At 61.2% G+C, this 16,915-nt stretch carries 17 protein-coding genes and 1 pseudogene; 13 read left to right on the top strand and 5 right to left on the bottom strand.

Annotated elements, in window-relative coordinates:
• Positions 1-76: 76 nt before the first annotated feature.
• The 5 genes from K343_RS0112455 (at position 77) to K343_RS0112435 (ending at position 2,839) form a co-directional block, all read left to right on the top strand.
• On the top strand, positions 77-1,036 hold the full coding sequence (locus K343_RS0112455; RefSeq protein ID WP_028008362.1) for a DUF932 domain-containing protein: 960 nt from the start codon (positions 77-79) through the stop codon (positions 1,034-1,036).
• Positions 1,037-1,116: 80 nt separating this feature from the next.
• Positions 1,117-1,389, top strand: coding sequence for a transposase (locus tag K343_RS23455; protein WP_051278321.1), 273 nt, complete (start codon positions 1,117-1,119; stop codon positions 1,387-1,389).
• A 133-nt stretch (positions 1,390-1,522) separates the two neighbouring features.
• Entirely contained in the window at positions 1,523-1,936 is a 414-nt protein-coding gene (locus tag K343_RS23450; protein WP_051278319.1) for a DUF6878 family protein, read from the top strand.
• Complete coding sequence (locus tag K343_RS21945) at positions 1,933-2,328, top strand: DUF6915 family protein (RefSeq protein WP_051278334.1); 396 nt, start codon at positions 1,933-1,935, stop codon at positions 2,326-2,328. Before K343_RS23450 ends, K343_RS21945 begins: the two co-directional genes overlap by 4 nt.
• Positions 2,312-2,839 (top strand): JAB domain-containing protein, encoded by a 528-nt coding sequence (locus tag K343_RS0112435; protein ID WP_245585193.1) that lies wholly within the window; start codon positions 2,312-2,314, stop codon positions 2,837-2,839. Before K343_RS21945 ends, K343_RS0112435 begins: the two co-directional genes overlap by 17 nt.
• A 388-nt stretch (positions 2,840-3,227) precedes the next feature.
• Here the strand turns inward: K343_RS0112435 and K343_RS24070 are convergent, their stop codons facing one another.
• Positions 3,228-3,512 (bottom strand): helix-turn-helix transcriptional regulator, encoded by a 285-nt coding sequence (locus K343_RS24070; protein ID WP_028008360.1) that lies wholly within the window; start codon positions 3,510-3,512, stop codon positions 3,228-3,230.
• A 193-nt stretch (positions 3,513-3,705) separates the two neighbouring features.
• Between K343_RS24070 and K343_RS23445 the strand changes: the two genes are divergently transcribed.
• The 4 genes and pseudogenes from K343_RS23445 to K343_RS25305 all read left to right on the top strand — a co-directional run.
• Positions 3,706-6,879 (top strand): chitobiase/beta-hexosaminidase C-terminal domain-containing protein, encoded by a 3,174-nt coding sequence (locus K343_RS23445; RefSeq protein WP_245585195.1) that lies wholly within the window; start codon positions 3,706-3,708, stop codon positions 6,877-6,879.
• Between the two features lie 197 nt (positions 6,880-7,076).
• Positions 7,077-7,688 (top strand): hypothetical protein, encoded by a 612-nt coding sequence (locus K343_RS0112415; RefSeq protein WP_028008359.1) that lies wholly within the window; start codon positions 7,077-7,079, stop codon positions 7,686-7,688.
• Between the two features lie 393 nt (positions 7,689-8,081).
• A complete protein-coding gene (locus tag K343_RS24065; protein WP_211226252.1) occupies positions 8,082-8,810 on the top strand; it encodes a MobA/MobL family protein in 729 nt (242 codons plus the stop codon).
• Positions 8,811-9,033: 223 nt separating this feature from the next.
• Positions 9,034-9,856 (top strand): annotated as a pseudogene (locus K343_RS25305) (IS30 family transposase); the annotation flags it as partial.
• 566 nt (positions 9,857-10,422) lie between these two features.
• Here the strand turns inward: K343_RS25305 and K343_RS25200 are convergent.
• From K343_RS25200 to K343_RS24050, 4 genes are read right to left on the bottom strand one after another with little or no spacing between them, the layout of a single operon-like run.
• On the bottom strand, positions 10,423-11,151 hold the full coding sequence (locus K343_RS25200) for a DUF3987 domain-containing protein (RefSeq protein ID WP_161628891.1): 729 nt from the start codon (positions 11,149-11,151) through the stop codon (positions 10,423-10,425).
• On the bottom strand, positions 11,148-11,492 hold the full coding sequence (locus K343_RS25195; RefSeq protein WP_028008356.1) for a DUF3987 domain-containing protein: 345 nt from the start codon (positions 11,490-11,492) through the stop codon (positions 11,148-11,150). The genes K343_RS25200 and K343_RS25195 overlap by 4 nt, the downstream gene beginning before the upstream one ends.
• A complete protein-coding gene (locus tag K343_RS25190) occupies positions 11,482-11,952 on the bottom strand; it encodes a DUF3987 domain-containing protein (RefSeq protein ID WP_161628890.1) in 471 nt (156 codons plus the stop codon). The genes K343_RS25195 and K343_RS25190 overlap by 11 nt, the downstream gene beginning before the upstream one ends.
• A complete protein-coding gene (locus K343_RS24050; RefSeq protein ID WP_161628889.1) occupies positions 11,945-12,418 on the bottom strand; it encodes a helix-turn-helix transcriptional regulator in 474 nt (157 codons plus the stop codon). Before K343_RS24050 ends, K343_RS25190 begins: the two co-directional genes overlap by 8 nt.
• 201 nt (positions 12,419-12,619) lie before the next feature.
• Here K343_RS24050 and K343_RS24495 point away from each other — a divergent pair, with 201 nt between their 5' ends.
• From K343_RS24495 to K343_RS0112365, 4 genes are all read left to right on the top strand, one after another.
• Positions 12,620-13,525, top strand: coding sequence for a hypothetical protein (locus tag K343_RS24495; protein WP_154662545.1), 906 nt, complete (start codon positions 12,620-12,622; stop codon positions 13,523-13,525).
• A gap of 144 nt (positions 13,526-13,669) precedes the next feature.
• Positions 13,670-14,818 carry a hypothetical protein gene (locus K343_RS0112380; protein ID WP_028008353.1) on the top strand — a complete coding sequence of 383 codons (1,149 nt, stop codon included), beginning with the start codon at positions 13,670-13,672 and terminating at the stop codon, positions 14,816-14,818.
• Between the two features lie 63 nt (positions 14,819-14,881).
• On the top strand, positions 14,882-15,010 hold the full coding sequence (locus tag K343_RS25185) for a hypothetical protein (RefSeq protein ID WP_281169395.1): 129 nt from the start codon (positions 14,882-14,884) through the stop codon (positions 15,008-15,010).
• A gap of 168 nt (positions 15,011-15,178) precedes the next feature.
• A complete protein-coding gene (locus K343_RS0112365; protein WP_154662544.1) occupies positions 15,179-16,879 on the top strand; it encodes a hypothetical protein in 1,701 nt (566 codons plus the stop codon).
• Positions 16,880-16,915: the final 36 nt, after the last annotated feature.

Raw genomic sequence — 16,915 nt, 5'->3', positions numbered from 1 at the left:
TACCCTAATCCTTTCGTACCCATGCGCCCTCCGCTCCTCAGCGGAGGGCGCTTTTCTTTGTCCTGGAGAAATCAACATGCACCTTGTTCAATCGATGGCCTACGTCAACGAAACACCGTGGCACGGACTCGGTACGCGTCTGGAGCCTCATCAGCCCATCGAGGTCTGGGCCCGCGAAGCCGGTATGGACTGGCAGGTCCTGTCGGCCGATGTCCGCTTCGCGACCGACGCCTCGGATCCGGAACAAACCGTTCCCTTTTCGGACCAGAAGGTCCTGTACCGGTCCGACAGCTATCTGCCGCTGTCGGTGGTGTCGAAGCGCTTCCAGATCGTGCAGCCGGCCGAGATCCTGGAGTTCTATCGGGACCTGACCGAGATCGGTGGGTTTCAGCTCGAGACGGCGGGTGTCCTGAAGGAAGGGCGCAAGCTCTGGGCGCTGGCCAGGACCGGGCACAGTGCTTATCTCAAGGGTGGCGACCAGGTTGACGGCTATCTGTTGCTGGCCACGGCCTGTGATGGATCGATGGCGACGACAGCGCAGTTCACGTCGGTGCGGGTCGTCTGCAACAACACCCTGGCGATCGCCCTCGGCGACAACGCCGGCGCCGTGAAGGTGGGACATCGCAGCCAGTTCAATGCCCAGGCCGTGAAGCGTCAGCTCGGCATCGCGATTTCGTCCTGGGGCGCTTTCATGGCACGCATCAAGGCGATGGCGGCGTGCGCCGTGTCGGATGCCACGGCGAAGGAATTCCTGACGGGCGTACTGGCCAGCAAAGCCGCGAATTCGTCCGAAGCGGTAGCCCTCAGCGAACGGACGATCCAGTCGGTGCATGAACTGTACGCCGGCAAAGGACTCGGATCGCAGTTTTCGTCCAGCGCTGGAACCGCCTGGGGGCTGCTCAATAGTGTTACCGAGTACGTCGACCACCACCGCCGTTCCCATAGCCCCGACCATCGGCGCGATGCCGCGTGGTTCGGACAAGGGTCGGCGATCAAGCAGCGGGCGTGGGAGGCATCGCTGAAGCTCGTTGCCTGATCTGCTTCTTGCGGGGGCCTCATTCAGAAAGGACATCGTATGAGAAGGCTTTTCTCGAAGATGAACCTTGGAGGTTCCCCATGAAGTCCAGATATTCGACCGAGCGGATCGCGTCGATCCTGCAACAGAAGAAGGACGGCACCCCGGTGATCCGGCTGTGCTGTGAGCACGACATCAGCGTGGCGACGTTCTACACCTGGAGCCGGAAGTTTCGCGACGAGGTGCGCCATTCAGCGACCGAGCTCTTGCCGGCCGAAGGCAATTCCGCCGAGTCGTCGCACCGGCCGCATGCGTACCCGGAAGCGAAGTCAGCGGAAGCCGCGGTAGCGGCGTCGGTCTCGACGCCCGAGTGATGGGCCAAACCGACAACGCCATCCCTCGCACATTTAGCGTCATCCCCACAGGCCCGGCACCGCGCAAGCGGTGCCGGGCTCTTTTGTTTCTACGCCGAGCCGAATCGGCTCGCCATTCAGGGAGTCTTTCATCATGGAACCACACAGCAGTACAGCGCTTCAGGGTTACTACGCACGCGAGCGCGAAACCCTCGCGACCGAACCGGTGATCCGCGCGAAGTTACGTGAACTGGGCATCACGGACGTCGATGCCGACTACGACGGCATCGGTGACTCGGGGCAGATCGAACAGATAGCGTATCGGGACCGTGCCCGGCCAGACCAGACGATCGCGGTCGACGACGAGATCGGACGGGGTGTCGAGGCCCTGCTCTATGCCCTGCTCGAGTTCCGCCATGGCGGCTGGGAGAACAATGATGGAGCCTATGGCTCGTTCCGCTGGAACCTCCTGGGCGGCACGATCGAGCACGAGCACCACGCTCGCTACACGGAAGTAGAGACCTCCGTCCACGACGGTTTCGAGATCGATGCTGGGAAATGTCCATGACGCACCCCGTTCATCACGCTCAGACATCTGTGAAGCGCTGGGGCGGTGTGGCCTCCGACTACGTTGCCATTCACGAATGGCTGGATGCCAGCAAGGTCGCCTTCTGCGATTTCCGTCACCGGGCCTTGCGTCACCACAGCTTCGGGGTATTCGAGGCCGAGCGGGTCTTTGGGCGCACGATCACGAACACCGATGGCCGTGCGGTACCGGTGCGTTACATCGCCGAGGAGCACATCAAGGAGGACTGCGGCGGCATCGTGCCGACACTGGCCGACTGGCTTTCGCGCCTTCCGCGGGAGGGCTGGATGAGCCGTGGATATACCGAAACCGTCGAGGACCCGCGGCGGGCCCGCGGCGAGGTTCCAGGAGCTTCCCATGCGCCCAATGCCTGAGTCGGCCTACCCGAAGCTTGACGCCATTTCGACCGCGTTGCTCGTCCGCAATGCCTCTGGAGAACTGCACGCGGCCAGTGCACGTGATGTACTCGGCGCAGCCCATGCGGTGATCGACGAGTTGTATGCGCCCGGGACCGCGCTCGGTTCACCGGAGGCTGCGCGGCGCTATCTCTCGGTCCACTATGCCGGCAGAGAGGAGGAGGTCTTTTCCATGGTACTGCTTGATCCACAGAACACCATCGTCGGGATCACCGATCTGTTCCGGGGCACGATCGATAGCGCTGCGATCTATCCGCGCGAGGTCGTCAAGACCGCGCTGCGCTACAACGCGCATTCGGTACTGCTGGCGCACAACCATCCCAGTGGCCACGCCGAACCGTCGGCGGCGGACCGCACGCTGACCGAGCGCTTGCGTTGTGCACTGATGACGGTCGACATCCGCGTGCTCGATCATCTGGTCGTCGGTGGGAATGCGATGACGTCGTTCGCGGCGCGGGGTTGGCTTTAGCAGACATGAAGGGCCGCATTGCGAGGCCCTTCATTTTTTTGCGGCGCCATGCTGGCGTCGGGAATCGAGAAGGGGCGAACGCTTCCCCTGCGGCGGAGACGCAAGCTCGTCGCGCTTCCGAATTCAGCTTTCCGCTTCGGCAAGCTGTTCCAGCCTTGCCTGTGCCGCTTTCTTGCCGATACCGCGCGGACTCGTCGGAGGAGGCAGCGGCTGTTGTCGAGGAGTTCTATCCCGATGAGGAAGCAGCCGAGCCGCCGATCGCGGGAAACGCCGTGGGGTTGAAGGAGAAGCTTGGGGAGAAGCTATAGAACGCGTACCGCAGAGGAGTAGCGCCGGGCCCGGTGCGCTTTTGCTTGGCCCGGCCGTTCTTCGAGGGACAGCCCTATAGCTATCGCCGCACGGACCTTGAGGCCTGCCTTGGCTTCCTGCCGCTCGGCAATTTCGCAGGTGTCTTCGACCCAGCGGCTGGACAATCAAAGAGCACCGCAATGTCGCAATCCAGCGCGCGGGCGATCCGCTCAAGTAAGCCAACGGTGGGGTTTTCGAGAGAGCGCTCCACCCGGCTGATATAGGTGCGATCTATGCCCGCCTCGAGCGCAAGCGCCTCCTGAGAAAGCGCTCTCTCCACGCGTAAGCGTCGGATATTCCAAGCAGCGCGCTCGACGGCATTCATCACCGTAGAGAACCAGCCTGATGCCTGTTAATCTACGGTGTATACGCACGTATTCGAGAAGACCGAGGGCATGGGGATGGCAATGGGGCGAAATTCGTATGCGCTGGCTCGCGCCAGTGGGCCAATCAAGCTTTGGGCCGCGTGGAGGATCAGCGCGCTTCTAGGCAGTGCACAGCTGTGTGTCTTGGGCTTGATGGTGATGCTGCTTCACGCCCCGATCGCGTCAGCCCAGAGCGCAACCCTGAGGACCCTTCATTCCTTCGCAGGCAGTGCCGACGGCTCGGCGCCCCTGGCAGCCCTCGTACAAGGGACGGACGGAAACTTCTACGGAACGACGAGGATCGACGGTGCCGGCGGTTTCGGAACGGCGTTCAAGATCACGCCGACCGGAACCCTGACGACGCTCTACACCTTCAATGGCGGCGCAAACGGGGGGCAGCCCGCCGCTCCTTTGCTCGAAGGAAGCGACGGCAACTTCTACGGAACCACCCAGAGCGGCGGCAACAGCGGTCACGGCACCGCCTTCAGGCTCTCGCCTTCGGGCACGCTGACGACCTTGTACTCGTTCAGTGGCGGCGCCGATGGCGGCGCTCCGAGCGCCGCGCTCGTTGCGGGAAGCGACGGCAAATTTTACGGCACCACCAGCACCGGCGGCAGCGGCGGTTACGGCACCCTCTTCAAACTGACATCGAGCGGCTCACTGACGACACTGCACGCCTTCGACGGCATCACGGACGGCCTGTATCCGGAAGGGGACCTCGTGCTCGGCGACGACGGCAATCTCTACGGCACTGCGAGCGGTGGCGGCGACGGCGGTGGCGGCTGCGGCACGGCCTTCCGCAGTTCGACCGACGGCACCTTTGCGTTGCTGCATACCTTCACCTGCGGGAGCGATGGCGAGCACCCCGCCGGACTCGCGCTGGGTCTGGACGGGCAGTTCTATGGCGTGACGCATCCCAGTAGCGGCAGCGACGGCTCGTTCTTTCGGCTGACGAAATCCGGCTCGGTGTCCGTGCTTCACTTCTTCAGCGATAGCGACAATCCGGCCGCAGCGCTGGTCCAGGGTACCGATGGCAACTTTTATGGAATGACCGACGGCAACAGGCGCGGAAGCGGCTGCGGGACGGCGTTCACGATATCGCCGACGGGAGCGTTCAAGGCGCTGTACACCCTCGCGTGCGACGGCTCCACCGGCGCTTACCCCAAGGCATCCCTGATCCAGGCGCAAGACGGCGCCTTCTACGGCACGACCAGTGGTGGTGGCCCGCAGGACAAGGGGACGATCTTCAAGCTCGTCATCACGGCTGCGGCGGCCCCGACCTTCAGCCCGGCCGCAGGAACGTACACCGGCACGCAAACCGTCACGCTGAGTTCGAGCACCGCCGGCGCAGCGATTCATTACACGACCGACGGCACGGCTCCGACGCTCGATTCGCCGCTCTACAGCGGCCCGCTGACGGTCTCGGGCAACACCACCATCAAAGCGATCGCAGTCGCCGGCGGCTTTGCCACGAGCGCGGTCGCCACTGCGGCCTACACGATCCAATCACCCGCCGCGACGCCTACCTTCAGCCCGTCGGCGGGCACGTACACCCGCTCACAGGCCGTCACGATCAGCGACAGCACGCCGGGTGCGACGATTCATTACACGCTCGACGGCAGCACGCCGACCGCCACCTCCAGCGTCTACAACTCGCCGATCACCGTGAGCCAGAGCGCGACGATCAAAGCCCTGGCCGTAGCGAGCGGCTACGGCACCAGCGCCATTGCGAGCGCGACGTACACGATCACGCCCCCCGCCGATGCACCGAGCTTCAGCCCGGCCGCCGGCACCTATACGAGCATCCAGTCGGTGACGCTGAGCTCGGCCACGGCGGGCGCGAAGATTCATTTCACCACGGATGGCAGCACACCGACGTCGGCGTCGACGACGTACGCCAGTCCGATCCGCGTCGCGCAGACCCAGACGATCAAGGCGATCGCCGCGGCCAGCGGCTACGCCGACAGCCCGGTTGCGACGGCCAAGTACACGATCAACCTTCCCACTGCCACGCCGATCTTTTCACCCGGCGGCGGGACTTATTCAGCCGCCCAGAGCGTGACGATCTCGGACACGACGCCCGGCGCGACGATCCACTTCACGACCGACGGCAGCACGCCGAGCACCGGTTCGCCGACGTACAGCAGTCCGATCGCGATTTCGAAGACGACGACGCTGAAGGCCATCGCGGTCGCCAGCGGCTACTCCACCAGCGCTGTGGCGAGTGCGAGCTTCACTATCCAGGTGCCGACGGCAACTCCGAGCTTCAGTCCGGGCGGCAGCACCTATAGCGCTGCGCAGTCGGTGACGATCAGCGATGCCACGACCGGGGCGAAGATCTATTTCAGTACCGACGGCAGCACGCCGACGGCGAGCTCCACGCCTTACACCGGGCCGATCTCGGTCGCACGAAGCCTGACGCTGAAGGCGCTCGCCGTCGCCGACGGGTACACCGCAAGCGCGGTTGCCAGCGCGACGTATACGATCACGCCGCCGGCCGCGACCCCAACGTTCTCGCCGGGAGGCGGCACCTACACCAGCGCGCAGACCGTCGCGATCACGAGCAGCACGCCCGCTGCCGTCATCCGGTACACGACCGACGGCAGCGCACCGAATGCGGGGTCGGCGCAGTACTCGGCGCCGATCACGGTGTCGTCGTCCTTGACGCTCAAGGCGATCGCTACGGCGTCCGGACACAGCGCCAGTGCCGTTGCAAGCGCGAGCTACACGATCACGCCGCCGGCGGCGCAGCCCATCTTTACGCCGGCGGCGGGCACCTACCACAGCGCACAGTCGGTCACGATCAGTGACAGCACGCCTGGGGCTACGATTTTCTACACCACCGACGGCAGCCAGCCGGGCGTCAGCTCCAGCGTTTACGCCGGTCCGGTCAACGTCCCGTCATCGACGACGCTCAAGGCCATCGCCATGGCGCCCGGCTATTCGGCCAGCCCGGTAACGAGCGCGAAATACACCATCGTGCTGCCGGCAGCAGCACCGACGTTCTCGCCGGCGGGGGGCACTTACGCGGAGCGCCAGGTCGTGACGATCACCGACACGACGCCCGGGGCTGTCATCCACTACACGCAGGACGGCAGTGCGCCGACGACCGATTCCCCGGTCTATAACAGCCCCCTGTCGATCGCGAGCACGACGACGGTCAAAGCGATGGCGGTAGCCGCCGGATATACCAATAGCCCTGTCACGACCGCCGAGTACGTCATATCGCCGGCCGGTGACGGTGGCGGCGCTGCTGATCCGTGGCTTCTGAGCCTGATGGCGCTGGCCGCTTCGCTGAGACGCCGACTTCGGCTGCGGCATCGCTGATCGGCAGTCGCTGCATGCCGCCCCGGTCCGGTCATCTCGCACCACGGGGCGTCGTACTGCTGACAGCCGCCGTCGTCATCGCATCTGGCACGCACGGAAAGATTTCCGAGAGCGTCATGCCCTTCCCAGGACGACTCGTGATCCTGGCCCCGCTCCCCGCCACGCCAATTCCACGCGCTCCATCGCAAGGACAGCATATGAAGAAGATCGCCGTCGCCGTAATCGTCGTATCTGCCATCCAGGGCTGCTCCAGCGGCCCTTCCGACGCCGACGCCAAGCAAGCTATAGCCGCAAAGTTCGCGAACTGCCAAGGGCTTGCGGTCGAGAGCGCCAAGATCATCAACGGACTGGACGTCAACGACGGCGTCAAGCAAATCCTTGTTCACTACACCGTGAAGGTGATCCCCGTAGACCCCAGCGAGATCGCCGACTACAAGCAGGCCAAGAAAGACGCGGATGAAGCCGACCAGCAGCTGAGCCAGATCTACCAGGACGCAGCGAACGCCGGTTTGAATTCCACCTACTACTACAAGAAGTATCAAGAGTTCTTGCGCGAGCGCGGCGAGGAAGCACTGCTGAAGAAATCCCACGCGACATGGAACATGAAAAAGGCCTTGACGATATGGGATGGCGGGGTAGGAAACGGCATCGCCTGCCTACAAGCTGTCGGCTATAAGGCCGACCCTGGCATTTACGGCGGAACGGCCATCGATATAGACGCCCTTCTCGAGAACGGCGGCGAATCGCAGATGGAAGTCGAGATCACGATGATCAAAACGGACAACGGTTGGATGGAAGCCGCGGATTAGAAGCGGCATGCGTCGACAGCATTTTCCGATCAGCACGGATTAATTCGTCTATTTCTCCGCCAATGAAGAAGCACCTCGGGTGATAGGCGGCGTTGATATGCAACGTCGCCACATTCACAGGGGTAATGAATCTTGTTTTCAGCATATCCACTTATTCGTCCATTATCGCAATGATGTGAAGCGAATAATCGATCGAATTACGGAAGCGGTAAGAGACACATAAGACGCACGAGAAGAAACGATGAAGGGGGAGGAATATTCATTCGCGCACTTACCGTTTCTCTGAATGACCGAGATTCGACAAGCATTGCTTCAATACGAGAGCCGGCGAAAACCCATCGCCGGCTCTTTTTTTGGACAAAACGAGGACGAATGGCGATGGCGAGTTTTCATATGAGCATCAAGACCGGCAAGAAAGGGCGCGCGGTCACACATGCCAAGTACATTTCGCGTACCGGGAAATTAATGGAGCGAGACGATCTGCTCGATACGGGCTTCGGAAATCTACCGGCCTGGACAGACAATGACCCAATCGCTCTTTGGCGAGAAGCAGATCGTTCCGAGCGCCAGAATGGCGTGGCATATCGCGAATACGTGATGGCATTGCCGAACGAGCTCGACCGCGAGCAACAGAAGGATCTCGCAGCCCGCCACGTTCAGCAGATCGCGGATAACCGGCCCTATCAGTACGCGGTGCATACCCCCATCGCCAAAATCGGCGACGTTCCGAATCCGCACCTGCACCTGATGGTTTCGGACCGGCTACCCGACGGAATCGAGCGAGCCCCGGACCAGATGTTTCGGCGGTACAACCCTAAGCACCCGGAAAGAGGCGGCCGTCGGAAGTCCAATTGCGGCAGGGATCGGGCCGCGCTCCATGATGAAGCAGTAGCAGTGCGAAAGGCCGTCGCTGATATGCAAAACCAGAAGCTTCAAGAATGCGGGCACGCGGCGCGGGTAGATCACCGTAGTCACCGCGCACAAGGAATAGCTCGCGCCCCGGAGAGGAAGCTCGGCGCCGCAAGAATCACGCGTATGTCTGTAGAAGAACGGACTGAATATGCCGCAACACGGAGGACGAACGCATCGTCTGCCAACCAGCAACATCCGAATAGAGCCTGATCCGGCAACAGCACAAGCGCGTTGGGACGCAACCCGATGCACGATTATGCCTCGCCGCGGATAGAGGTAGCACAGGAGACGTCGGCTCTCGGATTCGCGGCGTCATAAGTATCGGGGCCAAAAAGGCACGCGATTCGCGCGATTAATCGCGCGAGTCGCATGGCTTTTAAAGGCTTGGTCTCAAACAGCAAGTGCAACACTTTCGGGAAGACGGAGGTGTTGGATGGGAATTCGATACGAGCAATTGAGTGCGGAAGGACGCGGCACGCTCACGGCGATACGCTCGCAAGGCAGCAGCGTGCGCGCAGTGGCGCGAACCTTGGGACGATCGGCCAGCACGATTTCCCAAGAGCTGGCTCGAAATGGGTGGCGGCGCAAGGGGCAAGTGCATGGGTCGGCCACGGGCGCCTGGCTACGACGCGATGATGGCAGGACGGCGTGCGCGCCGGCTGTGCCGCAAGGCGCGCCGGGCGCGCAAGCTAGATCGACGAAGTGTGCTGTGGGCCAGGGTTCGGAGGTATCTGGAATGCCGACGGTCCCCCCAACAGACCGCAGGCACACTGGGCTGCGTGTCGCCCGAAACCATTTACACGGCGATATGCGCCATGCCGCGGGGCACCCTGCGTCGCAAGCCGACGGTGCTGCTGCGACAGGACCGCGCCAAGCGCTAGCCACGCAGTCGCGGCGACCGGCGGCATGGGCGGATGCTCGATCTGCCGAGCATCCATGTGCAACCGCCCGCCGTCATGATCGCCTGCTGCCGGGGCACTGGGAAGGCGATTTTCTCAAGGGAGAGGCCAATCGCGGCGCGCTGGGTGTCCTAGTCGCCCGCGGCACGCCGTTCCTGATGCCGGTGAAGATGGGCGGTTGCTCGGCGGCGGCGCTGGACCGGTTCCGTCAAGCCTTTGCCCCGCCGCCAGCCGAACTCAAAGCAGACCTTGCCTGACCAAGGCAAGGAGATGGCGCCGTACGCCACGCTGGCCGCGAGTACGGGCCTTTCGATCTACTTCGCCGACCCGCACAGTCCCTGGCAGCGCGGCATTTGTTGAGTTCTCGACCGTAGGAGCCAATGAAAGAGGCTATCCCTGCGCAGATTCTTGGGCCGCTACTTGGTCCGCGCGGACAGGTAATCAAGGAGGCGGAGCTGATGGACGGGACGTGCTGCGCATTGCGGGCGTGATCCTCGCCGCGCCGGCAGGCACGCGCACCAGACAGCGCGGTGGTCCGAATCGCTGACTGCAGCGAACGGCATGGGATGCACCGGTGTCCGGGCACCGCGCGGCGCTGGACATCGAGCATCTGGAGATCGCGATCGGCGTTGAGCAACTGCCTTCGCCGAGGCCGGGACGCTACACCAAGCGGTGGCCGACTGGCGAGCACGCTGCGTCAGCATCTTCCGATCTTGCCGATGGCGCGCTGGACCGGGGTGGCCCGCGCACGGTCGAGGACATGGACCGCTCGCATCCCCACGACGGCCGGTCGCCCCACCCCAAACGTCCCCAAAGCTTCATCGCAAGAGCCCCTTTTACTGACTCTTAAGTTGAAGACCTACAAGCTGCCACCAGCGATCCCGGGGTGCACCCTGCGACCCCGGGATTTGCATCGCGTCACCCTAGCTCGCGATGGCGTTCGCCTGGAAATGGAGCGGCATCAAGTTCAGCATGCGCTTCCTATTTGGGCCAAACGTAATGGTCACCTTGTTGTGAAGTACAAGCTGGTTGATCGCGATTGCAAATCTACCATGGTCGCGAACAGGCCCTTTACGGAAAACTTCGTTAAGAGGGATGCTCATGCAAGTGCTGGCGCCAGGAGCCTGATATGCCCAGCATTCCTGACACAGACGAACCAAGTACCTCTCAAGTGCTTGACAGTCCATCACCCATTGCGGAATCTGACACTCAGCCGAATGAATACGCTTGAACTCGGTAATGTGGAACCATGCAATAACGTACGCTCGCTCAAGAGTATCCGTGGTGATATTACCCTCGTCTTCGCCGAGGTGATGTAACAACGCCGCAATGCGCGCCGCATTTTCCATCAGCTTTGACGCTGCATCGCTGATGTCATGCAGATATCCTCCGGGCTGCATCATCGCTTCGACCTCATTAAAACGTTGGCGCCATTTATCTTTAGCGTCCTCTGTGAACTCTGATACGACGCGGTCCACCCCTGCAACTTGAGCGTTCAGGTAATAGCGCAGCCTTGCGTGGAACATCCTCAATGCACGCCAATCCGGCTCATGCCGATGAGCCGTCCGCAGGCCGATGGTTGACGTTGGCCATGCATGAAGAAAACGCGCCCACAATCCCAGGCCCCGCTGTTGCTTGATCTTTTTTTTCATTTTCCGAGCACATCCGGTTGAACCATAAGGGCCACGGTCATGCGGGCATCTTTGACGGACGCCGACTTTCCATGGGCACGATTGAACGCTGGAATGTCTCCATCCCATGCGCAATTAATGAACGCAGAATTCGCCATGACTTCGCCATCGAAGATCCCAGCGCCTTCAGCGCTTGCCAGCGCGAACGACCGGCCATCACCCTCCGCCGCTTCGAGAAGCGCCCGCAGCGAAGCATCGCTGTAGATCATCTGACGCTGGCTCGGAGCAACGGGCTTAGCATTGAGGTGCGCCTCGAGTTCCTCTTGGAGGCGCTCGATCGCGCGATCCAGGTTAGTCTCCATTGAAGGCACCCTTTGCCGCGATCGCAGCCTTGGCCTTGGAACGTAGTACCTTCAGCTTCTCCTCCCAAATCGCAAGCTCCGCGCGATACTGGCGCATCTCGGTTTTGCTTTGCTTCAGCTGCTCCTTCTCGAAGTCAACGATTGGCTTCATCACCAGACGATCGACGGTGGATTTGCGTTCGCCAGACTTTGCGATTGTCAGCAAGTTCAAAGATGCGGGACGCACCTCTCCGGTAGGGAGTTTCACGTCCACTGAACCCTGAATCGCGATCGACGTTGCCTCTAGAAAGGACATTGCGACAATAGCGTCTGCTGATTGGATATAGCCAAGGACCTCGTAGATGGCCTCACGCGCAATCACCGGGAATGCGTCTAATGGATAGCGCTGCGGCGGCACGACGACGTTGCCTTGCACCACGGTCGGGAGAAACAGCCGCTGTGCGGGGACAGTGTTATTCATGCTCGTCCCCGAGCTTGCATTTCTCGCGGCAGCCAAATGCATGTGCGTCTGCATTGGCAGGCATCATCCGTTGGCGGCGAGGATCCTTCGCCGCTTGTCTTTCGAGCCAAGCGTCGATCTCGTCCTCGAAATACCCACGTGCCCGCCCACCCAGAATGGAAAATGAAAGCGGGAACTCAACGTCAAAAAGCGGATCGCTCCGATTTTGGAGCCGGTAGAACATCGTGTGCTTGACGCCGGTTTTGTCCTGCACCTGCTTCGGGCGCAGAACGACACGCCCCGGACGGGAAGCGGCAGTCGGCTGCGACTCCGCATTCAGGTCTGCTGCGCTAGGCTTCTGGTCATACACATTTTCGAGACCATCCTTCGTGCCGTTCGATTCCACCGCGCCGTCGTTGTCGCGCTCGGGTTGGTCGGCACCGATGCTGGCTAGAAGGCGCCTGTTACTGCAACTGCCTCGTATCATTTTGTAATTCCTCAAGTATCCGTTGAAAGCAGGGACATATTGAGACCGAAGGCGCGACTTATACATGCAGCTCAATTGCCGAATTAACCGGCATTGACTTTTATGAGCGATTCAAATATGAACGGAATGCGGAATGTCCGGCGCGGCCCCCAGTCCTACGACATGGCCTGCCTAATCCGAAATTGGGGCTGGTACTTACTCATGAAGGATGAGTTCCCCGGGCTAAGAGACTTCGAGCTGGATCGAAAATTCGATTTGGTGGCCTATGATGACCCGGAAGAGCCTCCTCTTTCTGACGATAGAGGAGTGTTTTCCGACATCCTGCGATATGGGCGAGACCCAAAGAGAAAGTTCCACGCGCGCGCGAGGAAAGCTTCGCCGTCCGTGTATGACGTCGTGCATGAAGGGGGGATGTTTGACGATGCTCGCGCTTGGTATGAATCACCGCTATGGGATTTTCTACAAGACAAAGGAAAGACTCGCGCTGACTATCAAAAAATAGTTTCCGCAGAGCTGACGCGCAGAAACATCAGAAGCGTCGAGGACCTAATCGAAGAAGCGTTCGGCGCCGACGCCGCTAGGACTACATACGCCCCATCGAGAAGTCCGTGCCCGATCTCCGGCGACACTCCTTTCAACAGCCTATTGCTGCTTTGTGCTCTCTTCAAAGAACAGCATTTGAATCCATCAAGTCGCTATCTGGAGCATGTCAGAGCAATTCTCGTTCATGAGACTTCTCGACTGAAAGCGCACGCTCCGTTTAATCAGCCGCTCAAGATCAACATTTCCGAGAAGTTCAATGCACCGAGAGATTTCGGCCTCTTCCATCTGCTTGACTTCCTCATTGAAGATCGACTTTTCAATGATGAGTGGCTATCGAAAGACGAGGCCTTCCTCAGCGGGACCCGGCGTCCGGACTTCAATTCAAAGGGCCTGACCTACAAAACGAGGAATGGCAAATCCAAAGCTAGCAATGATGAAGCGAAAGGGGAGAGGCGTAGCCCCGAGCATGAGATGGCAAAAATATACTGGTACGTGGGGCTACATCTGCAGGGCGGTCCAAATTCCAAACGCCGTTGGGAGCGGCGCGTGCTCCGAGAGTACTAGCTTGCCCCTGCCCGAGTGGGCAACTTTCCGAATTCACACTGTGCTCGACATTGGCATACGCGAGCCTCGACCTGCGACTTCGCCCCGCTGGCTACGGATTCGACACGATGGCGAAGGCCAGCTGCCACGCGTGGTTGCGCCCCCGTGAGTATCCGCAATCGGCCGCGCAGCCCGCCGCGACTCGCCCTGAGATTCGAACCGGAACACGATGATCCGGAGCAGATCGAACGGATCATCGAGCTGGGACCCGGCTTCCCGTACGTCGAGCTGGTGGCACTGGCCAAGATGCTAGAGGCCGATGACGTATTCGTCCCGGGCTATCTTCCGCCGAAGATAGGGCTGTGCCATCCAAACTCGATCATCTACGAACGAGACGTCGATTCAATTCGACATGTCCTCTTCATCGATCGCAACATTGCGTCGCGCATGGCTCAAATTGTCAGCGGCACGCCGATGAATGACATGCTCCGCAAGGTCGCTGCTATAAAGGCATTCAGCCATTTCCTCGACATCGAGATCGAGCCGTCCATCGCGTTTCATGAGCTGGCGCACAGCCAAGGGAACGATGCAGCCAATCGGGAGCTCGCCCGGTTCCTGGATGCCGACAATGACGACCCGGACGCGTGGCTCGATCTCGCCTTCGGAGATTTAGAAGCGTTGCAGCCACGTGAGTTGCAACACCAGCCGGAATCGCATGATTTCAACTACCCACTTCGGCGATGGCAGCGAAACTACGTCATCGCTTTGAAGATGGCCGAGCTGGAACTATCCGATCGCCGCAATCTGGACCGCATACTAGACCTGCTGTCGTGGATGCGTAACGAGTTCATCATCGTCGGACCCGCTGCGATGCTCGCGAGCGTTTATTTCGCGCCGAACTCTGCTCGCCGCAAAGGCCTGCTCAAACAGCTTCGGTCGCCGGTCCGACGGCGGGCCATCGACGGCGTTCGTAACGCAGCATGGGATCTCACGCATCTTGGCGACTTGATTGCCAAGGTGAACGAAGCCTATGGAAGCAAGGTGCGGATTCTGTTCGCCAGCCTTGACGATGGTTTGCGCGATCTCGCAAGGCTGATATCCAAGTTTCCGGAAGGCCGGCTTTCCACGACTCTGATGGCACAGGCGCTGATACCGAACTGGAACTCGGCCGAGGCCGAGCAAATCGCCGAAGTGCTGGTCGCGCTGATCGCCGATGTTAATGATGAGCGCCGAAAGGCAAGCCGAGCGATTCGGACGGCCGCCATAGACGATCTGATTGCCACAGGCGAGCAGCGGATCTTGTCGACAACATGAACCGGTCAGTCATGCACCTGCTCTACGGAGAAGCCATCCAGCTGCTGCACGACGTGAGCGCCGATGCAGGCCGCTGCGCCTGCGCGAGAACGCGATGTCATCGTCGCGCTCGCTGGCGATCTGCCGCGCGAGCAGACGGTCAGCCGCCTCGATGTCGGCGCCGGTCTACGGGTCACCATCACCTTCCGCTGATGGAGGCACTCCGAAAGGGTTTGAAACCCAGCAGGAGACGCAGTGTGGCTCGCTGCGTCAGCACGAAAGCCCGGCGCTCGCATCATGGCGAGCGGTCGCCATCACGTCTTGTCCCGCCGGCGGGCCCCGGCGCCGATGCCGCAGCTCATACGCAATAAGGTGACCGACGTGGCCGACGTACTCATCGACCCTCACGAACGACATCAGCAGGACGTGCATCTGCGCCACCCCGAGTTCGGCGATCTCGGCACCGGCACGCTCGCCTACGGTGGCGAGCAATGGCCAAGCATTGTCCTGGACACCCCATTGCCGATATCCGTGCTCACCGGCGGCACCCGCTGCGCCCTGCTCAAAGCGAAAACCCGCGATCAGCAGCTGATCAGTCTCGTCGACTGCACGGTCGGCGACGGTGTGATCCATGTCGACTACCTCGTCTTCGGGAACATCCAGGCCCCCGCCTTCAAGCGCGTTGACCTGCGCTTCAGCGACATCACGAAATGGTTCACACGCGGCCAGTCCCTCGACGGCGCGATCGGCCAGTCTCTGACCTGGAACCGTCGACCGACACCGATCGAGGTTGCACTGCCGGACGCGCAGATCGCGATCCGCAGCCGGCTGGTCGGTCGCGGCGAACAGCGTGGCGAAGACTTCGTCCTGCACGAGCATCTGGAGTTCGTCGTCGAGAATACTGGCGGTACATTCCGCGCCGCCGACCTGCCTCAGCAGGCCAGGGACATCGGCTGCCTGTTCACGATCCTGCGTGCACGCCCGCTGGTGCTGACCGGCATGTCGGTCGTGACCGACGATGGGCGCCGGCATACCCTGTACTTCCCTGGCATCGAGACGGCGAAAACCAGTATCGAACCCGGTGACCCCGCCGTCGGCAGCCTGATCCGCAAGAACAGCCTCGACGGGCGCTGGCAGACGATCTTCGAGCGCTACTACGCCTCACCGCTGCGCAAGCTGCTATGGCGCCGCTTCGCCGGCATGCAGCAGTACGAGGGCTACTGGGAATACCGGGTACTCGGATTCGTCAGCCTGCTCGATCAGTATGTCCAGCAGAAAGAAAAAGGGTCCGCCCCGCCGGGCATCAGCCATCAGGACAGCAGAAAACTCAGAAAGCTGGAACAAGCCATCACCGCTGCTGCTGTGCCGCTATCGAACGTACAGCGCGACGCCCTGCTGCGCGAGATCGGCGCGGTGTTCTGTCGGCACGGCAAGCAGTCGTTCGCCCGCAACTATCGGAAGGTGATGGCCACGACCGATCCCGATATCGTCAGGATCATCAACATCTCGGAGCAGCACTTCGAAATCATCAAGGACGTGCGCGACGCCATCGCGCACTCCGACGAGCCCCCGATCGATCATCGCAACCTGACCGACATCAACGTCATCGTCGCCAAGATCACCCTGCTGTTGACCTACTGTGCATATATCGATTTCGGCCTCAGCAAACAGGACTTCCTCAAGAGCCTGCGCGGCAACAGCCACCGACTGCCACGCATGGCACAACTCGACGAGGTCCACCTCGATCGCGTGGCCCGCAACACCGAGTTCCTCCCCGTCTCCGCCGAAACCTGGAAGACGCTGATGCAGACCCGCCACCGGCACATGCTCTGCCTCGTGCAGACCGCCAGCGGTGAGCTCGAATTCTCCGAGCACTACACAAAGCACTACGCAGACTGGCTCAAACACCCCCACGACAATCCGCACACCATCGATACCATCTTCGGCATCCCCGCCGACGGCGGCCGCTTCCTCAACCGTGTCTACATCGAACATGGCGGTCAGACTATGGAGCTTCACGTCGTCTATCTGCTCTACGCTTCCCATCTGCCGCCGAATGAGCGTGACCTCACGGCCGGATGAAGCACGCTCGCCAATACCCTCTGGATGTCCACTCGC

The organism is Solimonas flava DSM 18980, from assembly GCF_000426685.1.
Taxonomy (GTDB): Bacteria; Pseudomonadota; Gammaproteobacteria; order Nevskiales; family Nevskiaceae; genus Solimonas; species Solimonas flava.
This window is presented reverse-complemented; position numbering and strand designations above follow the sequence as displayed.